General features: G+C 55.9%; 15 protein-coding genes. 8 read left to right on the top strand and 7 right to left on the bottom strand.

What is annotated here, in order from left to right; genetic code table 11:
- Positions 1-34: 34 nt before the first annotated feature.
- Complete coding sequence (eno, locus tag B3759_RS14100; protein ID WP_291366788.1) at positions 35-1,312, bottom strand: phosphopyruvate hydratase; 1,278 nt, start codon at positions 1,310-1,312, stop codon at positions 35-37.
- Positions 1,313-1,641: 329 nt separating this feature from the next.
- On the opposite strand from eno, the gene B3759_RS14095 reads away from it, so the two are divergent.
- From B3759_RS14095 to B3759_RS14085, 3 genes are all read left to right on the top strand, one after another.
- The gene (locus B3759_RS14095) at positions 1,642-2,640 is read left to right on the top strand and encodes a mitochondrial fission ELM1 family protein (RefSeq protein WP_291366786.1); all 999 of its coding nucleotides are present in this window, start codon (positions 1,642-1,644) and stop codon (positions 2,638-2,640) included.
- Positions 2,641-3,051: 411 nt separating this feature from the next.
- Positions 3,052-6,054, top strand: coding sequence for an SGNH/GDSL hydrolase family protein (locus B3759_RS14090; protein ID WP_291366784.1), 3,003 nt, complete (start codon positions 3,052-3,054; stop codon positions 6,052-6,054).
- 146 nt (positions 6,055-6,200) lie between these two features.
- Positions 6,201-6,905 (top strand): DNA/RNA non-specific endonuclease, encoded by a 705-nt coding sequence (locus B3759_RS14085; protein ID WP_291366782.1) that lies wholly within the window; start codon positions 6,201-6,203, stop codon positions 6,903-6,905.
- 161 nt (positions 6,906-7,066) lie between these two features.
- Here B3759_RS14085 and B3759_RS14080 read toward each other — a convergent pair whose 3' ends face one another.
- A complete protein-coding gene (locus B3759_RS14080; RefSeq protein ID WP_291366780.1) occupies positions 7,067-7,999 on the bottom strand; it encodes a DMT family transporter in 933 nt (310 codons plus the stop codon).
- Positions 8,000-8,263: 264 nt separating this feature from the next.
- On the opposite strand from B3759_RS14080, the gene B3759_RS14075 reads away from it, so the two are divergent.
- The 5 genes from B3759_RS14075 to B3759_RS14055 all read left to right on the top strand — a co-directional run bounded on the left by B3759_RS14075 (position 8,264) and on the right by B3759_RS14055 (position 14,734).
- On the top strand, positions 8,264-9,619 hold the full coding sequence (locus B3759_RS14075; RefSeq protein WP_291366778.1) for an anthranilate synthase component I family protein: 1,356 nt from the start codon (positions 8,264-8,266) through the stop codon (positions 9,617-9,619).
- Complete coding sequence (locus tag B3759_RS14070) at positions 9,616-10,431, top strand: aminotransferase class IV (protein WP_291366776.1); 816 nt, start codon at positions 9,616-9,618, stop codon at positions 10,429-10,431. The genes B3759_RS14075 and B3759_RS14070 overlap by 4 nt, the downstream gene beginning before the upstream one ends.
- 211 nt (positions 10,432-10,642) lie before the next feature.
- Positions 10,643-10,951, top strand: coding sequence for a hypothetical protein (locus tag B3759_RS14065; protein WP_180952756.1), 309 nt, complete (start codon positions 10,643-10,645; stop codon positions 10,949-10,951).
- Positions 10,952-11,047: 96 nt separating this feature from the next.
- Positions 11,048-11,587 (top strand): protein-export chaperone SecB, encoded by a 540-nt coding sequence (locus tag B3759_RS14060; protein WP_291366773.1) that lies wholly within the window; start codon positions 11,048-11,050, stop codon positions 11,585-11,587.
- 132 nt (positions 11,588-11,719) lie between these two features.
- The gene (locus B3759_RS14055; protein ID WP_291366771.1) at positions 11,720-14,734 is read left to right on the top strand and encodes a glycosyltransferase; all 3,015 of its coding nucleotides are present in this window, start codon (positions 11,720-11,722) and stop codon (positions 14,732-14,734) included.
- Positions 14,735-14,919: 185 nt separating this feature from the next.
- On the opposite strand, the gene dgt is transcribed toward B3759_RS14055, so the two are convergent.
- The 5 genes from dgt to B3759_RS14030 all read right to left on the bottom strand — a co-directional run bounded on the left by dgt (position 14,920) and on the right by B3759_RS14030 (position 21,343).
- The gene (gene dgt, locus B3759_RS14050) at positions 14,920-16,152 is read right to left on the bottom strand and encodes a dGTP triphosphohydrolase (RefSeq protein ID WP_291366769.1); all 1,233 of its coding nucleotides are present in this window, start codon (positions 16,150-16,152) and stop codon (positions 14,920-14,922) included.
- Between the two features lie 140 nt (positions 16,153-16,292).
- Positions 16,293-17,771 (bottom strand): outer membrane beta-barrel protein, encoded by a 1,479-nt coding sequence (locus tag B3759_RS14045; protein WP_291366767.1) that lies wholly within the window; start codon positions 17,769-17,771, stop codon positions 16,293-16,295.
- 35 nt (positions 17,772-17,806) lie between these two features.
- Positions 17,807-19,162 (bottom strand): ethanolamine permease, encoded by a 1,356-nt coding sequence (gene eat / locus B3759_RS14040; RefSeq protein ID WP_291366765.1) that lies wholly within the window; start codon positions 19,160-19,162, stop codon positions 17,807-17,809.
- The gene (eutC, locus tag B3759_RS14035; protein WP_291366763.1) at positions 19,159-19,959 is read right to left on the bottom strand and encodes an ethanolamine ammonia-lyase subunit EutC; all 801 of its coding nucleotides are present in this window, start codon (positions 19,957-19,959) and stop codon (positions 19,159-19,161) included. Before eutC ends, eat begins: the two co-directional genes overlap by 4 nt.
- Position 19,960: 1 nt before the next feature.
- A complete protein-coding gene (locus B3759_RS14030) occupies positions 19,961-21,343 on the bottom strand; it encodes an ethanolamine ammonia-lyase subunit EutB (RefSeq protein ID WP_291366761.1) in 1,383 nt (460 codons plus the stop codon).
- Positions 21,344-21,404 lie beyond the last annotated feature (61 nt).

The following is a 21,404-nucleotide window of genomic DNA, read 5'->3' as shown; positions in this document are numbered from 1 at the left end:
GACCATAGATAGCCGGGGACAGATGAGTGCAATCCTACTTCTTCAGGATCGTGCGGCCTGCATAGGCTGCGGCTGTCGCCAGCTCCTGCTCGATGCGCATCAGCTGGTTGTATTTCGCCGTGCGATCCGAGCGGCAGAGCGAACCGGTCTTGATCTGACCGCAGTTCGTGGCCACTGCGAGATCGGAAATGGTGGTGTCTTCCGTCTCGCCGGAACGATGGCTCATCACGCACTTGTAGCCAGCGCGATGGGCCATTTCCATGGCGGCCAGCGTTTCGGTCAGCGTGCCGATCTGGTTCACCTTCACGAGCAGGGCGTTCGCCACGCCGTCCTCGATACCCCGCGCCAGACGGACGGGGTTGGTCACGAACAGATCGTCACCGACCAACTGCACGGACTTGCCAAGCGCCTGTGTCAGCAGGGTCCAGCCTTCCCAGTCATCCTCGGCCACGCCGTCCTCGATGGAGACGATGGGGAAACGCTTCGTCAGATCTTCGAGGTAAGCGACGATGCCACCGGCATCCAGCGTCTTGCCTTCGCCAGCGAGGACATACTTGCCGTCCTTGTAATATTCGGTGGCGGCGCAATCGAGCGCGAATGTCACATCCTCGCCCGGGCGGTAGCCTGCGGCTTCAACGGCGCGGGTGATGTAGGTGAGCGCCTCGTCAGCGGACTTCAGGTTGGGCGCAAAACCACCTTCGTCGCCCACGTTGGTGGCGAAACCATCAGCGGACAGTGACTTTTTCAGTTGGTGGAAGATTTCCGAGCCCCAGCGGATGGCGTCGGCCACTGTTGGCGCACCGACAGGCTGGATCATGAATTCCTGAATGTCGATCGGGTTGTCTGCGTGCTCGCCGCCATTGATGATGTTCATCATCGGGACCGGCAGGACGTGAGCGAACGGGCCGCCGACATAACGATAAAGCGGGATTTCCAGTTCGGCGGCGGAAGCCTTGGCCACGGCGAGGGACACGCCGAGAATGGCGTTCGCACCCATGCGGCTCTTGTTCGGTGTGCCATCGAGTTCGATCATCGCGTTGTCGATGTCGATCTGGTCCTGGGATTCTGCACCCTGAAGCGTCGGGAAAATCTCGCTTTCGACATTCTCGCAGGCTTTCAGGACGCCCTTGCCGCCATAACGGGACGTGTCGCCGTCACGGAGTTCTACGGCTTCGTGCGCGCCCGTTGATGCGCCGGAGGGAACGGCTGCGCGACCGGTGACGCCGGAAGCCAGTTCGACTTCAACTTCAACGGTGGGATTGCCTCGACTGTCCAGAATTTCGCGGGCGATGATGTCGACAATGGCGCTCATGACTAGCCTCTGCTTCTTGCGTTCTTATTGCAGGCGCTGACCGCTGCCGGGGCAGACGCCGGACTGTTAGAGGACCGCTTCAGACAGAGTTGTCAACTGTCAAATGGATCACTGCCATATGAACTTTTGTCGTCTTGGCGGTATGTAACAGGGGATGACTCCGCTGAGATCAGGAAGCGTATCCCGTGCCCCGAGTTGGGGAAGAGACTTCCTTTTTATTCCAGTATGGAAGACGGTATTCGTTTCCAGTGTTTCGTAAACGGGAGAAAATCCCATAAAAGGGCAGGGACGAAGCAGCGTTCCTTTCGACATCAGTGAGGCTCCACCTCATGTGCCCCTGTGATGAGGTGCTTTCCGCAATGCCCTATGCCCCGTCCGGAATTTCTGTTGTGGCCGAAGATCTCGCAGGCATGCGGTCGCAGGCATTTGGTCTGGCGGAATATGTCGCCCTGCCCACCCGGTTTCACTCGGTGCAGGCTACGGGACTGCTGCATCGGTGCCTGCCATCTTCTCTCTGGCCTCATCCATTAAGGGCCTTGTCGCAAAAACCGGACCCACTGCACGATGATCTGGTGTTCAGCGTAGCGGGAAAGGGAGGGGCTGTTGGTGCCGCAATGCGTCGTAGCGGACGACACGTCGTGCAGATTCAGAATCCCCGGATCCGGTCGGACCGGTTCGATCTGGTGATCGCCAATTATCATGATGAGATTGAGGGACCGAATGTCCTGCTCAGCCGTACGGCATTGCATGGTTTGACAGCGGCGAAACTGGCAGAAGCTCGTGCACGGTGGCGGGACAGGTTGAACGTATCAGGGCGTCCACTACTCGCTGTTCTGGTAGGTGGCGCGAATGGACGTTTCCGGTTTGGACGAGAAGAGGCGGAAAGTTTTGCCGATCGACTGGCGAGCGTTGCAAGACGAACCGGCGCGAATCTTTTCATCACAACGTCCCGTCGTACTGCGCCTGAAGCGACGGCGGTGTTGCGCGATGCTGTTGAGAGTGTGCGTGGCACCTTATGGAGCGGAGGCGATGACAATCCTTATCGAGGGCTGATTGCTTGCGCGGACTGGCTGATCGTTACGGCCGATAGTGTGTCAATGGTTTCGGAAGCGGTGGCGAGTGCAGCGCCAGTGTATGTGCAGCGTCTGCCGGGAAAGTCGCGCAGAATTGGGCTGTTTCTCGAAACATTGGAGAAATGCGGTAGGATACGCATGTTTGAAGGCGAGCTTGAACACTGGCCGGTTCAGCCTCTTGACGATACGCCCATCGTTGCGGGTGAGATGTGTCAGCGTCTCGGACTGAAAACTCTGTTCAGGGGTAGTGAGTGATCTGTCTCTTATCCGTTCGGTTTGAGACAGGATAAAACGGTATCAGGGTGGGCTGGGTTGCGGATTGGCTGGCCAGAGTTGTGCCTTCATGTTTTTGTATTTTTGAAAACTCCGTTTTATTTTTTCTCAAAACATTTCTGTCGTTAAAAGATGTTTCTTTGTAATCCTGACTGAAAACAGAAGAACTATATAAATAGAGTGTAATTATCTGGCTGGATCTGATGAAGGTATCTGTTTTTCAGAGAGCCTTCTTTGTCATGCCTGGAAAATAGACTGAAAATTTCATGTATAAAATCATGAATTTTTATCTGACTATTTTTTGAAACCAACAAAAGAGGTAGGGACAGCTACTCCTGTTGCGACCTCTACGACCAATGGATTTTATCCAATTTATTTCAAGGAATTTTATATATGGTCACATGGACGCAGCTTGCCGATACTACAGTTACGGCAGCAGCAGGCCCGGTTGCTGCCGGCCAGACGCTTCTGGACGGATGGATTGATCTTGTAGGCAATGCCTGGTCGAGCACGACACTCGTGTCCGATACAACGCAGGATTATCTGACGTCGATCAAGGAAAGTGCTCCCTGGACTGGTGGACCTCTATACCGGCCGCAGTCGGAAGACGCGATGTCTGGTCGCATGACGGCTCAGGTTCATATTGATACCAATCAGACAATCTATTTTATGCTTCGGGCAAACCGGGGTACAGGGTCAACAGCATTCCAAGGGTATCTGCTCAGCGTTGATCATAATACATCCGGTTTTTACCTGCATGGTTTTGCGGCAGTGTCGGGGAAACTTACGCAGTTTCTAAGTCAGGCGCTTTCGACGCAGCCGTCCAGTGGCGACCTGATTACGGTTGATGTCCAGCTCACACAGGATACATCCACAACATCTTCCATGGTCATTACCGTGACCAATTCTGCCGGTGCTACTCTTGGCAGCGCAACGGTTACGGGTAACGCAACACTGAATGCTTCGGCACTTCAGAATGTCGCTGGATCATTCGGTCTCTGTGCCTATTCCGCTAGTAGTAGCAATGCTGCGGGTATCAAGGAAATCTCTGTTTACAGCGGTGATGCTGCCGCTACTACGGCAACGGCCTATACTCTCACCGGCTCTTCCAGTCTGACAGTGAATACCGCCGCAACCTATACGGTCACACCGAACGGAGAGCCTGCTGCGGCGGTGGTTGTCACACCCGTGTGCACACTTGCCGGTACGTTTTCTCCTGCGACTGTCACACTTCCTGCGGGAAGTTCCAGTGGTGTTACGTTTACTTTCACGCCATCCGCAGTCGGTTCAGGCTCCTTGTCCACGACCAATAATGGGAATCTGACCAATCCTTCAGCCCTGTCACTGACAGCCAGCGCGCCAGCGACAGCGCCGTCAGCTCCTTCCTTCACTCTTACAGCGGGTTCAGGTCAGGTCACTGTGAAAGTGGTGGCGTCGACCTCTACAGGGGGGGCTGCCATTTCGGGTTATCCGATTTTTGTGGGTACAAGTGCCGGAGGTGAAAGCAGCTCTCCTGTCACCACGCTGACAGCTGCCGGTTCCTATACGATCACCGGTCTGACAAACGGCACACCTGTCTATGTGACCGTTGGCGCAACCAATTCAGTAGGCACCACAAAAGCGGCCGAACAGACCTCAACACCGGTTGCGCCTGCAGCCACGGCCTATACGTTGAGTGGATCTTCCAGTCTGGCTGTGAATACCGCAGCAACCTATACGGTTACGCCGAACGCTGCTCCGTCGTCTGCGGTTACTGTCACGCCCCAGTGCACACTTGCGGGTACATTTTCTCCTGCGACTGTTGTGCTTGCTGCGGGAAGCGCAAGTGGGGCCACGTTCACCTTCACACCTTCTGCGGTCGGTTCCGGTTCCTTATCCACGACGAATAGCGGAAATCTTACCAACCCGTCGGCGTTGTCACTGACTGTCATTTCGCAGGCGACAGCACCATCGGCTCCTTCCTTTACTCTTGCTGCTGGTTCCGGGCAGGTTACGGTGACAGTTGTGGCGCCGACTTCCACGGGTGGCGCTGCCATTACAGGCTATCCGATTTTTGTGGGCACAAGTGCTGGAGGTGAAAGCAGCTCTCCGGTCACCACGCTGGCTGCACCCGGTTCCTATACGATTACCGGTCTGACAAATGGTGCACCGATCTATGTGAAGGTTGGTGCAACCAATTCTGTCGGCACGACACAGGCGGCAGAACAGACGGCAACGCCGGTTGCTCCCGTAACGGGCGGTACTATCACGGTTGATTCGCCCGCTTTCCTCTTCTCTCCCGGCAACTGGTACGGAGACGAAGGGCGCGCAGGATCTGCATGGCGTCGTACATGGAACGTAGGGGCCTATTTTGTCTTTACATGGACCGCATCAGCCAACCCGACGGCAACCCTTCACTTGGGCCCCAGCGGAACAGGAGCGAATGTTACCCTGTATCTCAATGGTGTCGGCACGACAGTCGCGGCGACAGGAGATATCACGCTGTCCGGAATTACGGCGTCTTCAGAAAATGTCCTTTTTGCCATTATGAGTAATACGCCGCAGAGTGCCCGCTGGAATCAGGGTGCGAACAATCTGGTCGTATCAGGAGTGACGCTTGATGACAGCTCGAGTGCAGGGGTTTCGACCGCGGGCACAAAAGGCTGGGTCAAGATTATTGGTGACAGTATCACAGAAGGTATCAAGGCGAACAACAACAAGGATAATATTGTTTACGGTTACACATTTCAGGTTCTGCAGGGTTTGAGAGCACTGGGATATGAGGTCTGTGTTTCCGCCTGTGGTTATTCCGGTTATCTCATCAGTGGAGATAGCGGTGCGGACGTTCCGCCCTATTACTATGTCTCCGGATCCAGTTCCGGCAGTGGTGGAACCTATGATGACAGTAAAAGTCGTTGGAACAAGATCGATGAAAATGTCTCAGCGCTTGACAGTAACAACCATCTTTCTGCCTATGGAGACGTTGGGACAGAGCCTGTCGCCATTGCTGTCAATTATCTGACCAATGAGGCTCTGAGCAAATCCAATACGTCAGATTCGCAGGCAGCCATGACGCAGGCGATGGCCGCTCATCGTCAGGCAGCACCGGATGCGTGGCTTTTCCAGATTGTTCCATTCGGTTTCCATTATGCTCCGAAATATGCCGCATCATGGCTGGCAGTTTTCAATAACGCCATGAATAGTTATCGTTCTGCTTACCCGGGTGATTCAAAAGTGGCGACGATTGATATCGGTTCCGATCTCTCAAATACACTTGAGAAAAATACGGGATGGTACATCTACACGGATGATGTGCATCCGCTGGCTCCGGGACATGCACTTGTGGCACCTGTTGTGCAGGCTTCCATCGTGACGTCGCTGGAAAGTAAAAGAAGCCAGTCCTACACATTTTTCTGATTTCGTAAGTTTCCTGTGCTGAAGAGCCGATCTTCGGCACAGGAAATTCCATATTTTCCAGACATTGATCTGCATGCAGACTATGCGGCACACTTTGCTGCATGAATCATCTCTTATTATGGCTTTTTGCTCTGCTGGCATTTCTGATGCCCATTTCTGCCAGCGCAGCATGTTCCGATCATTTTGCCGCGCAAAGCCAGCCAGCAGCTTCCTCTCGGGAGCTGCTGCCGCTCTGTTCACTCTCTTTTGCGATAGGGTATTCAGCTCAGGATAAAGAAGCCGCATGGAGCGCGGAGCATCTGACTGCCGACAGTATTGCTCAGGCGGAAGCGCTGGAGGGTAGGGCGGAGTTTCAGGAAGATCTCAGGCTGCCGCTTGAGGATCGATCGGAACTGATGGATTACAAACGTTCGGGATGGTCGCGCGGTCATCTGACGCCTTCAGGTGATGTATCCACGAAAACCGCTCGGGCAGAAACATTCCTGTTATCCAACATCGTTCCTCAGGCGGCGCGTCTGAATTCGGGATCATGGAACCATCTTGAAGCCAATGTCCGAAAAAGTGTGAAACGCTATCGGGAAGCCTATGTAGTGACAGGACCCGCTTTCCGTGCTCCCTTGGGGACGATTGGTCCGGATCATGTTCGTGTGCCTTCATCGCTCTGGAAAGCGGTCTATGTGCCATCGAAGAAATCGGTTTCAGTGATTGTCTGCAAGAACACCGCACCATACCGTTGCAATGCCGTCAGTCAGGCTTCTCTACAGCGTGTGACAGGGATTGATCCATTTCCGGGCGTTCCATTGTCTGACAAAATTCGGAATCCTGCTCTGGATCGAATCCTCTTGCCCTGATTTTCTTTTTTGCTTTTGAATATTTGCAAAAAATATGGGGTTGAATAGTTAATGGTTTTATCGAGCCAAATATCATCTGCGTAATTGGGTTTGTGCGGACTGTCCTTCTGTATGGTGCGTAGGTACACGAAGGATTTTTCTGTTTATTCTCAAAAGAATATTCATGTGTGGCGTTCTTTCCTTTTGAAAACAGCCTTTTTGCTCACAAGGCTGATGCCGCTGAGGATCAGGGCCGATCCGAACAGAAATTCTGGCCTGAGTGTTTCATGAAGCAGCACGGCTCCAAACAGGATGCCGAAAATCGGTGTCATAAGCGATAGCGCTCCCAGACGGGAAGCCAGATAGATTCTGAGAAGAGAAAACCAGATCAGGAAACTGACGATGGAAACAATAACAAGCTGAAAAATAAAATCGAAGATAACCATTGGGGTCGGGTGAAAGACTGTCTGATGTGAAAGAAATGCTGTCGGTATGAGTATGATACTGGCAACAGTAAGCTGGCAGAACAGAGTCACCGTGGCCGGGGCTTCCGAAAGGTTGGAAAAGCGGATGATAAGGGTCGTCATGCCCCACGATGCTCCCGCCATAAGTCCCAGTATATCGCCCACCCAGCCATAGTGAAGCGCAGGATCGTTCATACCGCTTCCTGGTCCCGCAAAGGACGCGACGACGCCCAGAAAAGCCAATGCGATACCGATCCACTGTATTGAAGAAAGGCGCTCTTCAGGCAATCCGACATGAAGTCCCAGTGCCGCAAAGATTGGTGCGGTATAAAGAAAGATCGACATATGAGCAGCGCTCGTAAAACAGAGGCCTTCACTGGTCAGTAGGAATTCGAGCGCAAAAAAGATCCCGACGGCAAGGGTGGCGAATACAGGGATTTTGCGAAATGCTGAATAGTCTTTCTGCCATATAATGATCAGACCAACGACCAGCGCGGCTAACACTGACCGAATGCCCACTTGCAGAACAGGAGCCATATCGGCGGAAATTGCTTTAATAGCCGTCTGCTGAAGACCCCATATCATGCAGAGAAAAATCATGAGCAATATGGCTGTTTTATCGACTTCCCGACGAGAAGGTGTGTTGCTCATATTTTATTCCTGAATGATAATGAATGTGCTTTTAGGGTAATATGACAGGGTTGGACACTGAAATTTTTCGTGTCATGTGAACGCTATCTTTCTGATTCTGAAAGACAAAGTCTCTCCCATGCGTTTTTTTGTAGGAGCAGATTGTCTATCTGGGAGGTTCTGAATTCCTGCCGCATGTTTGCGAACCGCGCCACAAATACAATTAAATAGAGATGACCAAAGGGAGTGTTTCTCAGAAGTCTGATCTGTGTGTAAAAAGCGGGCATGCCGCCTTTCTCTGTCACCGAACTCCCTTGGGTTGATCCATGGACCGCTGTGCAGGTCTGGAAGGCCGCACCATGGGTTGCGCTCCTCGATAGTGGCGGGACGCCTGCCGCTCTCCCCGGTGACGAGCGCGCGCGTTGGTCGTTTCTGTGCGTGGAACCGTCTGAAACACTTGTATCGTCGCGGGATGGCGTGATCAGAAATGGTCGCCCTGTCGCCGGCAATGCATGGCACCATCTACAGGATATGCACGCCCGGTTGCAGCCTGTGGAGCATACAGATTTTCCTTTTGCAGGAGGGCTGGTTGGTCTGGCGTCTTATGCTGCGGGCATGGCGCTGGAAGGGGTGATGTCGCGTCACCGGACGGAGACACCGGACATTCTTGCGGCCTCTTATGAAACTGTTTTTGCTTTTGACCGGCTGGAGCGACGCTGCTTCAGGGCAGGGAAGGCCACTCTGCCTTTGCTGCCGGGTGAAAGCGTGCGGACGTCATCCAACTTTGCTCCCGTGCATTTTCAGCCCGACATGGATCGGAAGCAGTGGATTTCAGGGGTCAGGGAGGTTGTCCGTCTGATTGGCGAAGGCGACATTTTTCAGGCCAATCTGACACTGCGATGGCAGGCCGATGTGCCCTCCGCTTTTGACGATCTAGCCGTATATGGCCTGTTGCGTCAGGGATCACCCGCACCTTTCGGAGCTTTTCTCAGAGGACTTTGCGGACGGAACGCAGACCGCCCGTTCTCCCTCCTGAGCGCCTCGGTGGAGCGGTTTCTATCGCTTTCGCGCGAAGGTGTTGTTGAGACTCGCCCCATCAAGGGAACTGCTCCCTTAGGGCGCGATACGATGGAAACCCAGCGTCTGGCTGAACAACTGCGGCGGGACGAAAAGGAAAATGCCGAAAATCTCATGATTACCGACCTGATGCGCAATGATATCGGGCGTGTCTGTGACATCGGTTCGGTGTCGGTGCCGCAACTGTGTGAAGTAGAGTCGTTCGCCCATGTGCAGCATCTCGTTTCCTGCGTGCATGGACGTTTGAAATCCGGTCTCGATGCGTTCGACCTTCTGCGGGCTACATTGCCTCCGGGCTCCGTGACAGGAGCGCCCAAGAAACGCGCCATGGAGATCATCGATCAGGTCGAACTGTCAGCGCGTGGGGCTTATTGTGGCAGCGTCTTCCGGATTGGCAGGGATGGGGCGGTGGACAGTTCGGTTGTGATCCGGAGCGTGGAGTGCTGCGATGACAGGCTGAGGATCGGCGTTGGCGGCGGGATCACATGGTTGTCTGATCCCGCACGCGAATATGACGAGATGCGGCTGAAAGGCGAGGCTTTGCTGAAGGTGTTCGGAGCATGACCTCGTTGATCTGGTTTAACGGCGTGCTTGTTCCAGCGAGTGAGGCCAGAATCGATCCGGCCGATCGCGGCCTCCTGCTGGGAGACGGACTGTTCGAGACCATGCGGGTAGCGGCAGGCTGCGTGCCCCTGCTGGAGCGGCATCTGGACCGGCTGACCACCGGATGTGTGACGCTGCTTCTGCCCCCGCCCGACCGGATCATACTCCGGAGGGCTGTGGACGACCTTCTGACCGCATCCGGTCTCGTCGATGGGAGTATGCGTCTTACGGTCACACGAGGCTGTGGGCCGCGCGGACTTCGCCCTCCCGTGCAGGTGCAGCTCACGGTCATGCTGACCTGTGCTGCGGCAACGAAAGCCATACCCGGCCCCGTTCGTCTGGGCGTCAGCCGTTATATGCGGGATGGAAGTTCACCTCTGTCTCAGGTCAAATCTCTCAATTACCTGCCAATGGTCATGGCGCGGATGGAAGCAGTCGCCGTAGGTTACGATGATGCCCTGCTGCTTGACGCGCAGGGCAACGTGGCCGAGGCAAGTGCTGCGAATATCCTGCTGATGTTGGAAGACCGGCTGGTCACACCGCCGGTTGAGGACGGTGCCCTGCCGGGGACGTCTCGGGCTAGACTGCTGGAGGCAGGACTCTGTGTCGAACAGTCCGTGCCGCTTATCCGTATAAAGGAAGTGAAGGCAGCGTGGCTGATATCGGCCCTGTCCCTGCAACCCATTGCTGCTGTCGAGACGCATGAACTGGGAGAAGATGCGGAACAGGAGAGGGCTTTACGCGCGTTTCTATTTGAAACCGTGGCATCCTGATGCGCTGAGGTTGAGGAAGGGTCCGTGCATGGCTGTTCCGGGATGGAGGTGCTGCTGATGTCAGGCATGTCTGGACACCCTCAGACAGCTTGCCATCCTTCGGGGCGCGTGGTTTCGTGAGGGAACGTTCTCTTCCCTTCTATCGTTTCCCTGTCTGTGACGCTGATCATCAGGCAGGGCAAAGCGGCAGAGATGAAAAAGGGCCGGTGTGATGGTGACCGTTCTGCCGTTCGAACTCCCGGGGAAAAAGGAAAGCAGACAGTCCGGGAAGGACAAGATCTGGGCAGTGGTGGCGATGATCGGACGTAAACGGAAGGTCGCCAGTATTCATACATCGCGTGATGCCGCTCTGGCCGACTGTCAGTGGCGAAGGGAGCAGGTTACGGCGTACGCCCGATTCCTAGCCGAGGCACGTGATCCCGCGCCTGATTATCATATCACTTTGATTTATAAGGGAGAACTGCCGAAAGGTTGGGTGCCGATGCCTGCGCTTGGAATTTTACATGGTCGCTTCATTTAATGGCAATGGCTTTGGGATTACACTCGCAGTGCTGCAGGGAGTTTGCTAAGCCCTTCTGCGCACAGGATTTATATGTAACAGAAAGTCTCCTCAGGTATGGCCGATCAGAATACGATGGAAACAGTCACAGGTGCGGGAAATCCTACGGATAGCGTGGGCGGTTCCGGATCAAAGGCACCTGCAACACCGACGCTTCTGATGGGTGCACAGTATATCCGCAGCGTATCGTTCAGGGCGCTCGATTCAGCCCTGCTGCATACCCGCCCGCCCGTTCGTCCCAATACATCCATGACGCTGGACGTCATGGCGCGGCAGATTGCGGAAAATCAGCCAGATTTCGAAGTCGACATAGTGATGAACTGCGTGGGACGTGGTGACACGCCTGTGGACGGTAGCGAAGCGCCGACGCTGTTTGAAACCCAGATCACCTATTCGGGGATGTTCACCCTGCGCAACGTGACGACAGAGTCGTTTGAGCCGATGCTGCTGGTTGAAGCTCCGAAAATGCTCTTCCCTGCTGCCCGGAACTATCTGGCTGATCTGACGCGTGAGGCTGGCTTCATTCCCGTCATCATCCAGCAGATTGATTTTCTGGCTCTCTGGCAGTCCCGACGTTCCCAGCCGGCGGCAGGCTGACGCCAGTCGCGTCATGCATGCCAAAGGGAGACAGGTGTCGAAGGCAGAAAAGCCCTTCACACATTGTCTCCAGCAGCATAACCGTTGCCATGCTCGGGGAGATGTCCTCGCCAGGTGTTGAAAGGGCCATGGGTGTCGTCTGTCGTTTCTGCGCTTCCTGCTGATAATGCTCCTCTCTGGGGGCGCTTTGACGCCGAGTGGTATCGTACCCGTTATCGGGATGTGCTGGGCGATCTGGTCGATGCGGACCCGGAAGCGCTCGCCGCACATTATGCAGAGACTGTCGGAGAGCTGCATCTCTCACCCAATCGTTTTTTTGATGAAGAATGGTATCTGCAGGTCAATCCTGACGTCGCAGCAGCAGTGCATGCCGGTTCTTTTGAGTCCGGCTTCGCTCATTACTGTTCGGATGGTTACATCAACCGGTCTCCGCACTGGCTATTCTCAGAAACAGTTTACCTTGCACGCTATCCGGACATGACTCGGGCCACGCTGGAACGGCTCGGTGCGTTCAACGGATACGATCATTATCTTCGATATGGCGACCGTGAATTCCGCTCCGGCCACCTGCTGTTTGATCCGCATCTCTATTACGCTCATGCCCGTGTCAGGGGCGACGGCTCCCCCGGACAGGCGGCAGGAAAGACTAGTGCGCTTTCCATTCCGGAAACCGGACCGTTTGCGGCCTTTCTGGCTGATGAAGCCGAACAGAACACTCTCAGGGTCAGTTGGTATTTCGATCCTGAATGGTATCTGAAAACCTATCCAGAAGTATCAGAAGCGGTGGAGGCGGGGCAGATACGCAACCCGCTGCATCATTTCCTGACCAATAAAACGCCGGTCGAATTCTGCGGTCTGGAGTGGTTCAGTGAAGCCTATTATCTGGAGCAGTATCCCGATATCGCGGACGCGATAGCGACGGGGCAGCTTCGTTCCGCCTACGACCATTTCCTGCGTTATGGCGCATTCGAACGTCGTCGCCCCCATCCGGATGTCGATCTCAACGCCTACTTTTTCTCGGGAACGGTCCGGGCTGATATCGAGCGCGGTCTGGTACGCGATGTGTTCGAGCACTGGCTGTCCCGTCGGCACCAGCAGCCACTCGATGCAGGGTTGGAACGTCCGGATCTGAAAGTGTTCGAAGGGCTCGCGGTGCGCAAAGCTGAAAACCTTCTACCGCTTCTGGCTGCGCGTCCTCTGGATTTTACCGCGCAGGATGAGCCGCGCCTCAGTGTTATTCTCCTTGTCCGCAATCGTCTGTCCCTGACCCTCTCTACCCTGTCGGCCCTGCACATGACCTATGCCGGGCCTCTGGATGTTATCGTCGTGGATGCAGGGTCACGTGACGATACGACGCGTCTGCAGCATTTTGCCCGTGGCATGCAGATTCTGAGACTGGATCGTTCGGTGACACGGGCCGAGGCGCTGAAAGCAGCGCTGCCTCATGCTCGCGGAACGGCGGTGCTATGGCTGGGGCAGGGGATGCGTCTGGCTCACGGCAGCTTGCAGGCCGCACTTGATGCGCTCGACACGCAAGTACCTTCGGCGGAGGAGTGTATCGGCGTTGTGACGGGTCTGACCCTGCGGGCTGACGGTCGTATTCTCGAAGCGGGCGCTCTGATCGGGCGGGATGGATCGCTGATCCATTATCTTGAAAACGCCACGATGGAAGAGCCTGCCGCCTGTTTCCGCCGACCTGTGGCATGTGGGACGGTCCCTGCTCTCCTGATTGACCGTACTTTGCTGGAAAAGCTGGAGGGATTTGACGGGCGGCTGGAGTCTGAGGCGGCGCAATTGGCTGACCTTTGTCTGCGCGCTGCGGAGGCAGGGCGGCATGTTGGCTATGAGCCTGCATTTCTGACTTCGCAGGATGTCAGCGATAAGGAAGCGTCTGCTTTTGATACGGCGGATCGTCACCGTCTGAAACAGCGACACGCCGCCATTTTTGCACAGGCTTTCCCGCCATCTCCCCGGCTTGCGGCGCGTGCCCGCAGTAACGCTGGCGCGTCGGTCAAACGTATTCTCTTTATTGAGGATCGCGTGCCCTTGCGCAGTCTGGGCTCCGGCTTCGTGCGCTCCAATGACATTGTGCGCACCATGGCGGCGCTTGGTCATCAGGTCACGGTCTTTCCGATCTATGCGTCGGTTGACCCCCTATCCCGGATCTATGCGGATTTTCCGCCGGAGGTGGAGGTTCTGCATGACCGTGGTTATGAGACGCTTGACGCATTTCTGCAGGAACGCAGCGGAGTATGGGACTGTGTGTGGATTGGCCGGACGCATAACATAGGCAGATTGCTGCCGATTCTGATGGCGCAGGCTCCTGCGCTGCCGCTCAATGCGGTTGTGCTCGACACGGAGGCGGTTACGTCTCCTCGTGATCTGTTGAAGGCGCAGCTGTTTGACGAGCCGCAGACGCGAACGCTGGACGAAGCGCTGGGTGCTGAATTTGCAGCGGCCTGGTTCTGCCGGAAGATTGTCGCAGTCAATTCGCTGGACGTGCGCACTCTGCATGAGGCTGGCTTTGAAAACGTCGCTGAGCTCGGGCACATGTGTCCTGTCAGACCGATACCGAGGGCATGGGACGAGCGCCGTGACATGCTCTTTCTCGGAGCTATTCATGAGCCTAACTCGCCTAACCATGACAGCCTGATCTGGTTCGTGGAGAAGGTTCTGCCCCTGCTGCGGGATCGTCTGCCTGAGGATGTCCGGTTCTCTGTCGCCGGTTTCCGTGGGGCCGCAGTTGATCTCAGTGTTCTGGGGCGTGATCCGCGTGTCGAGTTGCTTGGACCGGTCAAAGACCCGTCAGAACTGTATGCGACGCACCGTGTTTTTATCGCGCCGACCCGTTATGCGGGCGGTATTCCCTTCAAGGTGCATGAGGCGGCATCCTACGGATTGCCGGTGGTGGCGTCTGATCTCCTCTGCCGTCAGCTTGGCTGGCGGGATGGTCTGGAGATTGTGTCGGGCGGCGACAACGATGCCGAACGTTTCGCCGAGCGTGTGGTGGCTCTCTACACGGACGAGGAACTGTGGAACACAGTACGCGATGGCGCCTTAAGGATGCTTGAGCAGGAGAACAGCGCCAAAGCTTATGCTGTTCGACTGAACAGTATTTTGCAGGATGTGTTTGAAGCAGGACGGTAGGAAACTTCGGTGTTTCTGTATGTCATTGTGGTGTCCGGGATTGGCTTTTTTCGGACCGCAGCCTCAAACCCCGTCAAAGATGGCGCTTCTGGAAACCGGTCTGTTATCAATACCTCAAGGTCAAGAAAGGCTGCGTCTCCCTGTGGGGAAAGGCAGAGAAGGGTCAATCCGTAACGCCGCTGATATTACCCCGGCACGGACAGATCGGTCAGACGCCGATGCTCTTCCATCGCGAAACGGTCGGTCATGGACGCTAGATAGTCGGCTACGACACGGCGGCGTCCCGCTTCATCGGCGGCGGCATCGGCCTGTTCACGCCATCCGTCGGGCAGAAGACCCGGGGATGAGCCCAGCGTATCGAAAAGCTCGGCGACCACGTGCTTCGCCTTGTGCGTCATCCGCTTGACTTTCCAGTGCCGGTAAAGATTGGCGAACAGGAAAGAACGGATCTGCGCGTTGGCTTCGCCCATGGCTGGGCTGAAACTCACAACCGGCTTGGCGGCATGACGGATGTCGCTGGCGGATTTCGGTTCGAGCGCGACGAGATTTTTTTCGGTTTGTTTGAGAACATCCGAGACGAGAGCATGGACGATACGCCTCACCATCTCATGGCGGAGGCGTTGATCCTGTGTAGCGATGGATGCGCTGGCGGTCGTGGGCGCATCCCCCGTGCGGCTACCGGCTCCGAATGATGTAACAGGACGGGGCGGCAGGGTTGCGGCAATCCGACGTGCTTCCCGCAAAGCATCGCTAACCACTGGCACATCAACCAGATCGTCCAGCGTGAGCAGACCGGATTTGATCCCGTCGTCCAGATCATGGCCGTGATAGGCAATATCGTCGGCCAAGGCCGCCAGCTGCGCTTCAAGCGAAGCGAAGGTGTGCAACTCCAGATCCTGAGCTGCTGTATAATCTCGCAGCCAGCCGGAAACATGGTTGACCGGGCCGTTATGTTTTACCAGCCCTTCCAGCGTTTCCCATGTCAGATTGAGGCCATCAAACTGGAGATAACGTTGCTCCAGTACAGTCACCTGCCGGAGGGCCTGTGTATTGTGATCGAACCCGCCCCACGGCTCCATCGCGAGGGAAAGGGCGTCCTCTCCCGCATGACCAAAAGGAGTGTGACCAAGATCATGGGCGAGGGCGATGGCTTCAGTGATGTCTTCATCCGCACCGAAATACCGGGCCATGGATCGTGCGATCTGGGCGACTTCGAGGGAATGGGTCAGGCGGGTGCGGAAGAAATCCCCCTCGTGATTGATGAAAACCTGAGTTTTGTACTGGAGCCGCCGGAAGCCTGATGAATGGATGACCCGGTCACGATCCCGCTGCCAGGGCGAGCGTGTGGGAGACGCGGGCTCATCATAGAGTCTGCCGCGTGAGGCATGTGCGTTGACTGCAAAAGGAGCTGTGACCATCAGGCCCATCCATGGTGGTTGGTTGGCCTATAAGATCATGTTCACAGGATCATGGCGAGAGGCGCTGGTGGCGATCTCTTTTCGTACAGGGGAGTGCAGACACTCCCCTGTGTAGACAGTCTGTTTATGCGTGGTCTGGATCAGAAGGCCCAGATGGCATCGGCGTTGAACCACAGCATGTTGCTGGTGCCGTTGTTCACGACTGGATTGGCGGCTGTGCCCGCCTGGTTGAAGGGGCGTGTCCCGTTGAGCGATTTGTCGAGACGGACTTCCGGACGGAAGGTGAACTGTCCGAAACTGACATGTTTGTTGATGAATTCCGGACGATAGGTGACGCCGACTGTCAGAGCACCAAAGGTCGTGGGGGCGGCAACATAGTAGGGGTAAGGCTGGTTTGTCAGGGCCTTGGTGAAGGATGTGAAGCTTGAATATTCAGCGATCGTGCCGCCTGTGTTGTCACGCAGGATTTCACCACGGGCGTTGAAGGTCAGGTTCGGATTAATGTCGTAGGCGAAATAGCTTGTGACACCATAGACATCATCACGCGCCAGATCATCATGCAGATAGGTCCCATCAATGGTGATGGTCATCTTTTTGTTGAGCTTGTAGGTCGCAAGAATGTCGCCGTTATACTGCATCTTTTCATTGGCGATCTTGCCGACGCCCACACTGTACCAGCCGGCTGCGGCCCGCGATTCACCATTGTTGCCCTGCGGACCGAAGTGACCAAGGAGATGGAAGCTCAGCTTGCCATCCATGAGATCGTTGAAGGCGAAGCCGAAAGTTCCCTTCGGACGGCTGTTGTTTCCGGCATTGCCGAAGGACGTTGAGTTGCCCGCGTCAATGCCCAGAATCCAGTCAACATGCTTGTTCAAGTGCAGGGTGGTATAGATGCCGATGACCTGGAACGGTACGATGTAATCCGAGGCATAGTTGAAGGTATAGAAGGGACGGGCAAGAGCCGGTGTGCCTTCGGAACCGAGCAGACCATACATCTGACCAAGCTGGACATCGATACCGCGCTTGAAGAGCCACGGCATGTGGAAGTCAACATGTGCCTGTGTCGGAACCCACTGATACAGGCCGGTCAGAGACCCGTCACCCATACCTGCGGTCGGATCGAAACGGGCGTCCGAACCATACATGACTTCAAAGTTGAAGCCGAAGCCGTAACCATCACCAATGCTCGTTACAGGATGGGAGAGGGAACCCATGATCTGGTTGAGTGTAACGGTGTTGGCGCGGTCAACATAGAACTGTCCGAAGTTGCGTGCCGAGCGTGTCCAAGGGTTGCCGGCGATACCGGCTTCCACGGTGAGGTGCCCCACCAATCCATCCCAGTAGGAGAGAGGTTTTCCTGCCTTGGGGTGGAAGATGTTGCCCTGTACGACTTTCAGGCTTTCTTCGGTTTCCGCAACATCATCATCGACGAGTTTGTTGTTGTCAGCAAGCGCGTCAGGAGCGGGTGTCTCCTTCGGTGCATTGATGTTGACGACAGGAGCCGTGGCCGGAGCAGGCGATGACACAGTCTGTGCGTGGGCCGCATACGGCAGGATCAGGCTTGCTGTCACCAGCGTTGATGAAAGAAGCAGGCCTTTTCTGCGGTATTTTTCGATCATATAACTTCCCTCTCTCGTGATCGACTCTGACTGGCTCAGGAAGCCTGCAGACGCTTCTTCGTGGATCGCATCATAAAGAATACAGATAAAATCATTACGAACGTGATATAAATCAAGAAGATTGTTGTGTTGTAAAAAATAACCGCAGTCAGTGCGACAATTGCGCAACTCAAGGCGAGTCCTGGAAGGATCGGATAGAGCGGCGCACGGTAGGAGCGCTCCATGTTCGGCTCCTTGCGACGCAGCACGAACAGGCTGATCATGCTGAGAATATACATGGTCAGAGCGCCGAAAACCGACATTGTGACGAGTGTAGCCGTCAGGGACTGACCGGCGATCGACACAACATCATCGGAGAAAATAGCAGCGATTCCCACGATTCCGCCTGCAATGGTGGCGACGTAAGGGGTCTGGAAACGTGGATGGATTTTTCCCAGGACCGCAGGAAGAAATCCGGCGCGGGCCAGAGCGAAGATCTGACGGGCGTAGCCCATGATGATGCCGTGCAGGGAGGCGACAAGACCGAAAAGTCCAAGCCATACCAGCATGTGCAGCCAACCGCTGTTGGTTCCGACAACGCGCTTCATGGCCTCGGGAAGCGGATCATTCAGATTCGCCAGTGCTTTCCAGTCGCCAACACCGCCGGCAAAGATCATGACGCCGAAAGCAAGGGAAACGAGCGTCAGCACACTTGCAATATAGGCCACGGGAATCGAGCGTTTCGGGTCTTTTGCTTCTTCTGCGGCCATCGCCACGCCTTCAATGGCGAGAAAGAACCAGATGGCGAAAGGAATGGCTGCAAAAATGCCTCCCATGGCTTCAAGACCGAAGTGAGGAGCAACGCCCCATCCATCATGAACGAAATTATTCCATGAGAAGGCGGGTGCGACCACACCCATGAAGACAAGGAGTTCGATAATAGCCGCTATTGTCACGAACAGTTCAAAGGATGCGGCAATGTGAACGCCGATTATATTGAGCGCCATGAAGATGATGTAAGCGCCCACGGCCGCAACTTTGGGTGATAAGGCCGGAAACTGCACGTTCAGATAAGCGCCAATCGCAAGAGCGATCGCAGGAGGTGCAAAAATGAATTCAACGAGCGTCGCAAGGCCTGCGATCAGACCTCCCAGTGGACCCAGTGCGCGGAAGCTGTAGGTGAACGGGCCACCTGCATGGGGAATAGCCGTCGTCAGTTCCGTAAAACTGAAGATAAAGGAAGTGTACATCAGCGCCACGAAGATCGTGGCGACCATGAAGCCAAGCGTTCCGGCCGTGCCCCATCCATAACTCCAGCCGAAATATTCGCCTGAAATCACAAGACCGACACCGATCCCCCATAAATGGAAAGCACTCAGTGTCTTATTGAGTTTTGTCGCACCCGTGGTCATGCGCGTGTGTCCTTATCAAGAGCGGGTGGTGTCTGTTGGAGAAGGGTGCTTTCTGGCGCGTCATCTTTTAGATCGACGCCGGTCAGCTTTCGCTGTCTGGCCTCGCGCATCAGCCAGGCGAGTTTGTCAGCCGCCACAGCCGTTTGCTGGCCGTGAGGGTGAATGTTGGAAAGGCAGTTGCGCGCCGAATCCGGGCAGCCAACGCGGGGTGCGTATGTGAGATAGACGCCCATGCTGTTTGCAACGCTGAGCCCCGGACGTTCGCCAATCATCATGACCACCATGCTCGCTCCCATGGCGGCGGCGATCTCATCGCCAATGGCGACACGGCCTTCCTTTGCGATGACAAGAGGCGCAATCGACCAGTCTTGGAGGCGCTCTTTCATCGCGTGATACAGAGCGACCGCACCTTCCGTCGTGGCGACGGAGGAAAGGCCATCTGCAGCGACAAACACAACGTCCCAACTGCCTTTTTTTAGACTGGCGAGACTTTCGGCATCAAGACGCCGTCCCAGATCAGGCCGACGTAGATAGGTCGGGCGATCCGGTGCGCGGCTGTGAACGATCAGGCAGGGCTCGTCCTTCAGCTGCGCCTGCATCGTGTCGATGTCGAGCGGTGCATGCACGGCGTCACGCGCTTGTGCGTGGGCCGCCTGAAATGCGAGAACATCCGTGCTACGCTGGGCATTTCCGCTGCGGCCCAGCCCGATGCGGGCGCGAGTGAGGGAACGCAGTCCGTGCCACGGGTCAGGGCTGCCGCCTCCGGTCGATGCGGTGGGGAGTGTCTTGTCTGTCATGTCAGGCAATCATCTGGCCAAGAAGTGTCTGGCTGGGAGACAGAGGCAGCATTTTGTCAGAATGGCTGTCATACAGACCCATTTTTTCAAGCCATGCCGCGAATTCCGGTGCCGGTTTCAGGTTCAGCAGCGTCCGTAATGTCAGAATGTCGTGGAAGGACAGGCTCTGGTAGTTGAGCATGATGTCATCCGCGCCCGGCACACCGATCAGGAAGGAAATGCCTGCCGTGCCCAACAGCACCATCAGGTTGTCCATATCATCCTGATCGGCCTCGGCGTGATTGGTGTAACAGGCGTCACAGCCCATCGGGACACCCATTAGCTTGGCGCAGAAATGATCTTCAAGACCGGCACGGATGATCTGCTTGCCGTCATAGAGATATTCCGGACCGATAAAGCCCACGACCGTGTTGACCAGTAGCGGCCTATAAGCTCGTGCAACAGCATAGGCCCGGGCCTCCACAGTCTGCTGGTCAATGCCGTGATGCGCGTCGGCGGAAAGCGCTGCGCCCTGTCCGGTCTCGAAATACATCAGGTTATCGCCAACCGTGCCACGCTTCAGTCCCTGCGCGGCATCATGCGCTTCCTTGAGAATAGCGAGGTTGACGCCAAAGCCTTCATTGGCCTTCTGGGTGCCGGCGATGGACTGGAACACCAGATCGACAGCACCACCGCGATTGATGATCTCGATGGTGTTTGTCACATGCGTCAGAACGCAGGTCTGGGTGGGAATATCGTAATGCTGTCGGGCATGGTCGAGCATGTCGAGCAGCGCCAGCCCGTTGGCGACACTGTCCGTCGCCGGATTGATGCCGATGACCGCATCGCCCATGCCGTAGAGCAGCCCGTCCAGCGTGGAGGCGGCGATCCCCTTGAGATCGTCTGTCGGATGGTTGGGTTGCAGGCGGGAGGCAAGGCATCCCTCAAGCCCGATGGTGTTGCGGAACCGGGTAATGACCCTGATCTTGCGCGCAACGCTCATCAGATCCTGATTGCGCATGATCTTGCTGACGGCAGCGGCCATTTCAGGTGTGATGCCCGGTGCTACGGCGGCGAGGGTGGCTGTGTCAGCCTCGTGTGACAGCAGCCAGTCACGGAAACCACCCACCGTCAGATGGGCGATGGGCGCGAAGGCGGCCTTGTCGTGAGTATCCACGATCAACCGCGTGACCTCGTCTTCCTCATAAGGAACGAGATCGGCGCTCAGGAAGGTGCTGAGAGGCAATTCCGCCAGTGCGTAGCGTGCGGCCATGCGCTGACCGTCCGATGTGGCGGCAAGACCTGCCAGTTCATCTCCGGATCTCTGAGAGGAAGCTGCGGCGAGCAGCCCCTTGAGATCATCAAATCCATAGCGTTCTCCGCCGAGTGTATGATGGAAGCTCATCCCGAAAGCTCCTGACATCCAGTTTCGGGCCAAGCCCGGCTTGTGTGATGGGTCGCGGACG

It is taken from the genome of Acetobacter sp. UBA5411, from assembly GCF_002409645.1.
Classification (GTDB): domain Bacteria; phylum Pseudomonadota; class Alphaproteobacteria; order Acetobacterales; family Acetobacteraceae; genus Acetobacter.
Note: the sequence above shows the minus strand (reverse complement) of the source record. Positions and strands in the feature narration are given on the sequence as shown.

Coding starts and splice junctions, on each gene's coding strand:
- B3759_RS14070 (WP_291366776.1), top strand. CDS start 9,616: ATGACCTCGTTGATCTGGTTTAACGGCGTGCTTGTTCCAGCGAGTGAG.
- B3759_RS14085 (WP_291366782.1), top strand. CDS start 6,201: ATGCCCATTTCTGCCAGCGCAGCATGTTCCGATCATTTTGCCGCGCAA.
- B3759_RS14090 (WP_291366784.1), top strand. CDS start 3,052: ATGGTCACATGGACGCAGCTTGCCGATACTACAGTTACGGCAGCAGCA.
- B3759_RS14095 (WP_291366786.1), top strand. CDS start 1,642: ATGTGCCCCTGTGATGAGGTGCTTTCCGCAATGCCCTATGCCCCGTCC.
- eno (WP_291366788.1), bottom strand. CDS start 1,312: ATGAGCGCCATTGTCGACATCATCGCCCGCGAAATTCTGGACAGTCGA.
- eat (WP_291366765.1), bottom strand. CDS start 19,162: ATGACCACGGGTGCGACAAAACTCAATAAGACACTGAGTGCTTTCCAT.
- dgt (WP_291366769.1), bottom strand. CDS start 16,152: ATGGTCACAGCTCCTTTTGCAGTCAACGCACATGCCTCACGCGGCAGA.
- B3759_RS14045 (WP_291366767.1), bottom strand. CDS start 17,771: ATGATCGAAAAATACCGCAGAAAAGGCCTGCTTCTTTCATCAACGCTG.
- eutC (WP_291366763.1), bottom strand. CDS start 19,959: ATGACAGACAAGACACTCCCCACCGCATCGACCGGAGGCGGCAGCCCT.
- B3759_RS14030 (WP_291366761.1), bottom strand. CDS start 21,343: ATGAGCTTCCATCATACACTCGGCGGAGAACGCTATGGATTTGATGAT.
- B3759_RS14075 (WP_291366778.1), top strand. CDS start 8,264: ATGCCGCCTTTCTCTGTCACCGAACTCCCTTGGGTTGATCCATGGACC.
- B3759_RS14060 (WP_291366773.1), top strand. CDS start 11,048: ATGGCCGATCAGAATACGATGGAAACAGTCACAGGTGCGGGAAATCCT.
- B3759_RS14080 (WP_291366780.1), bottom strand. CDS start 7,999: ATGAGCAACACACCTTCTCGTCGGGAAGTCGATAAAACAGCCATATTG.
- B3759_RS14065 (WP_180952756.1), top strand. CDS start 10,643: ATGGTGACCGTTCTGCCGTTCGAACTCCCGGGGAAAAAGGAAAGCAGA.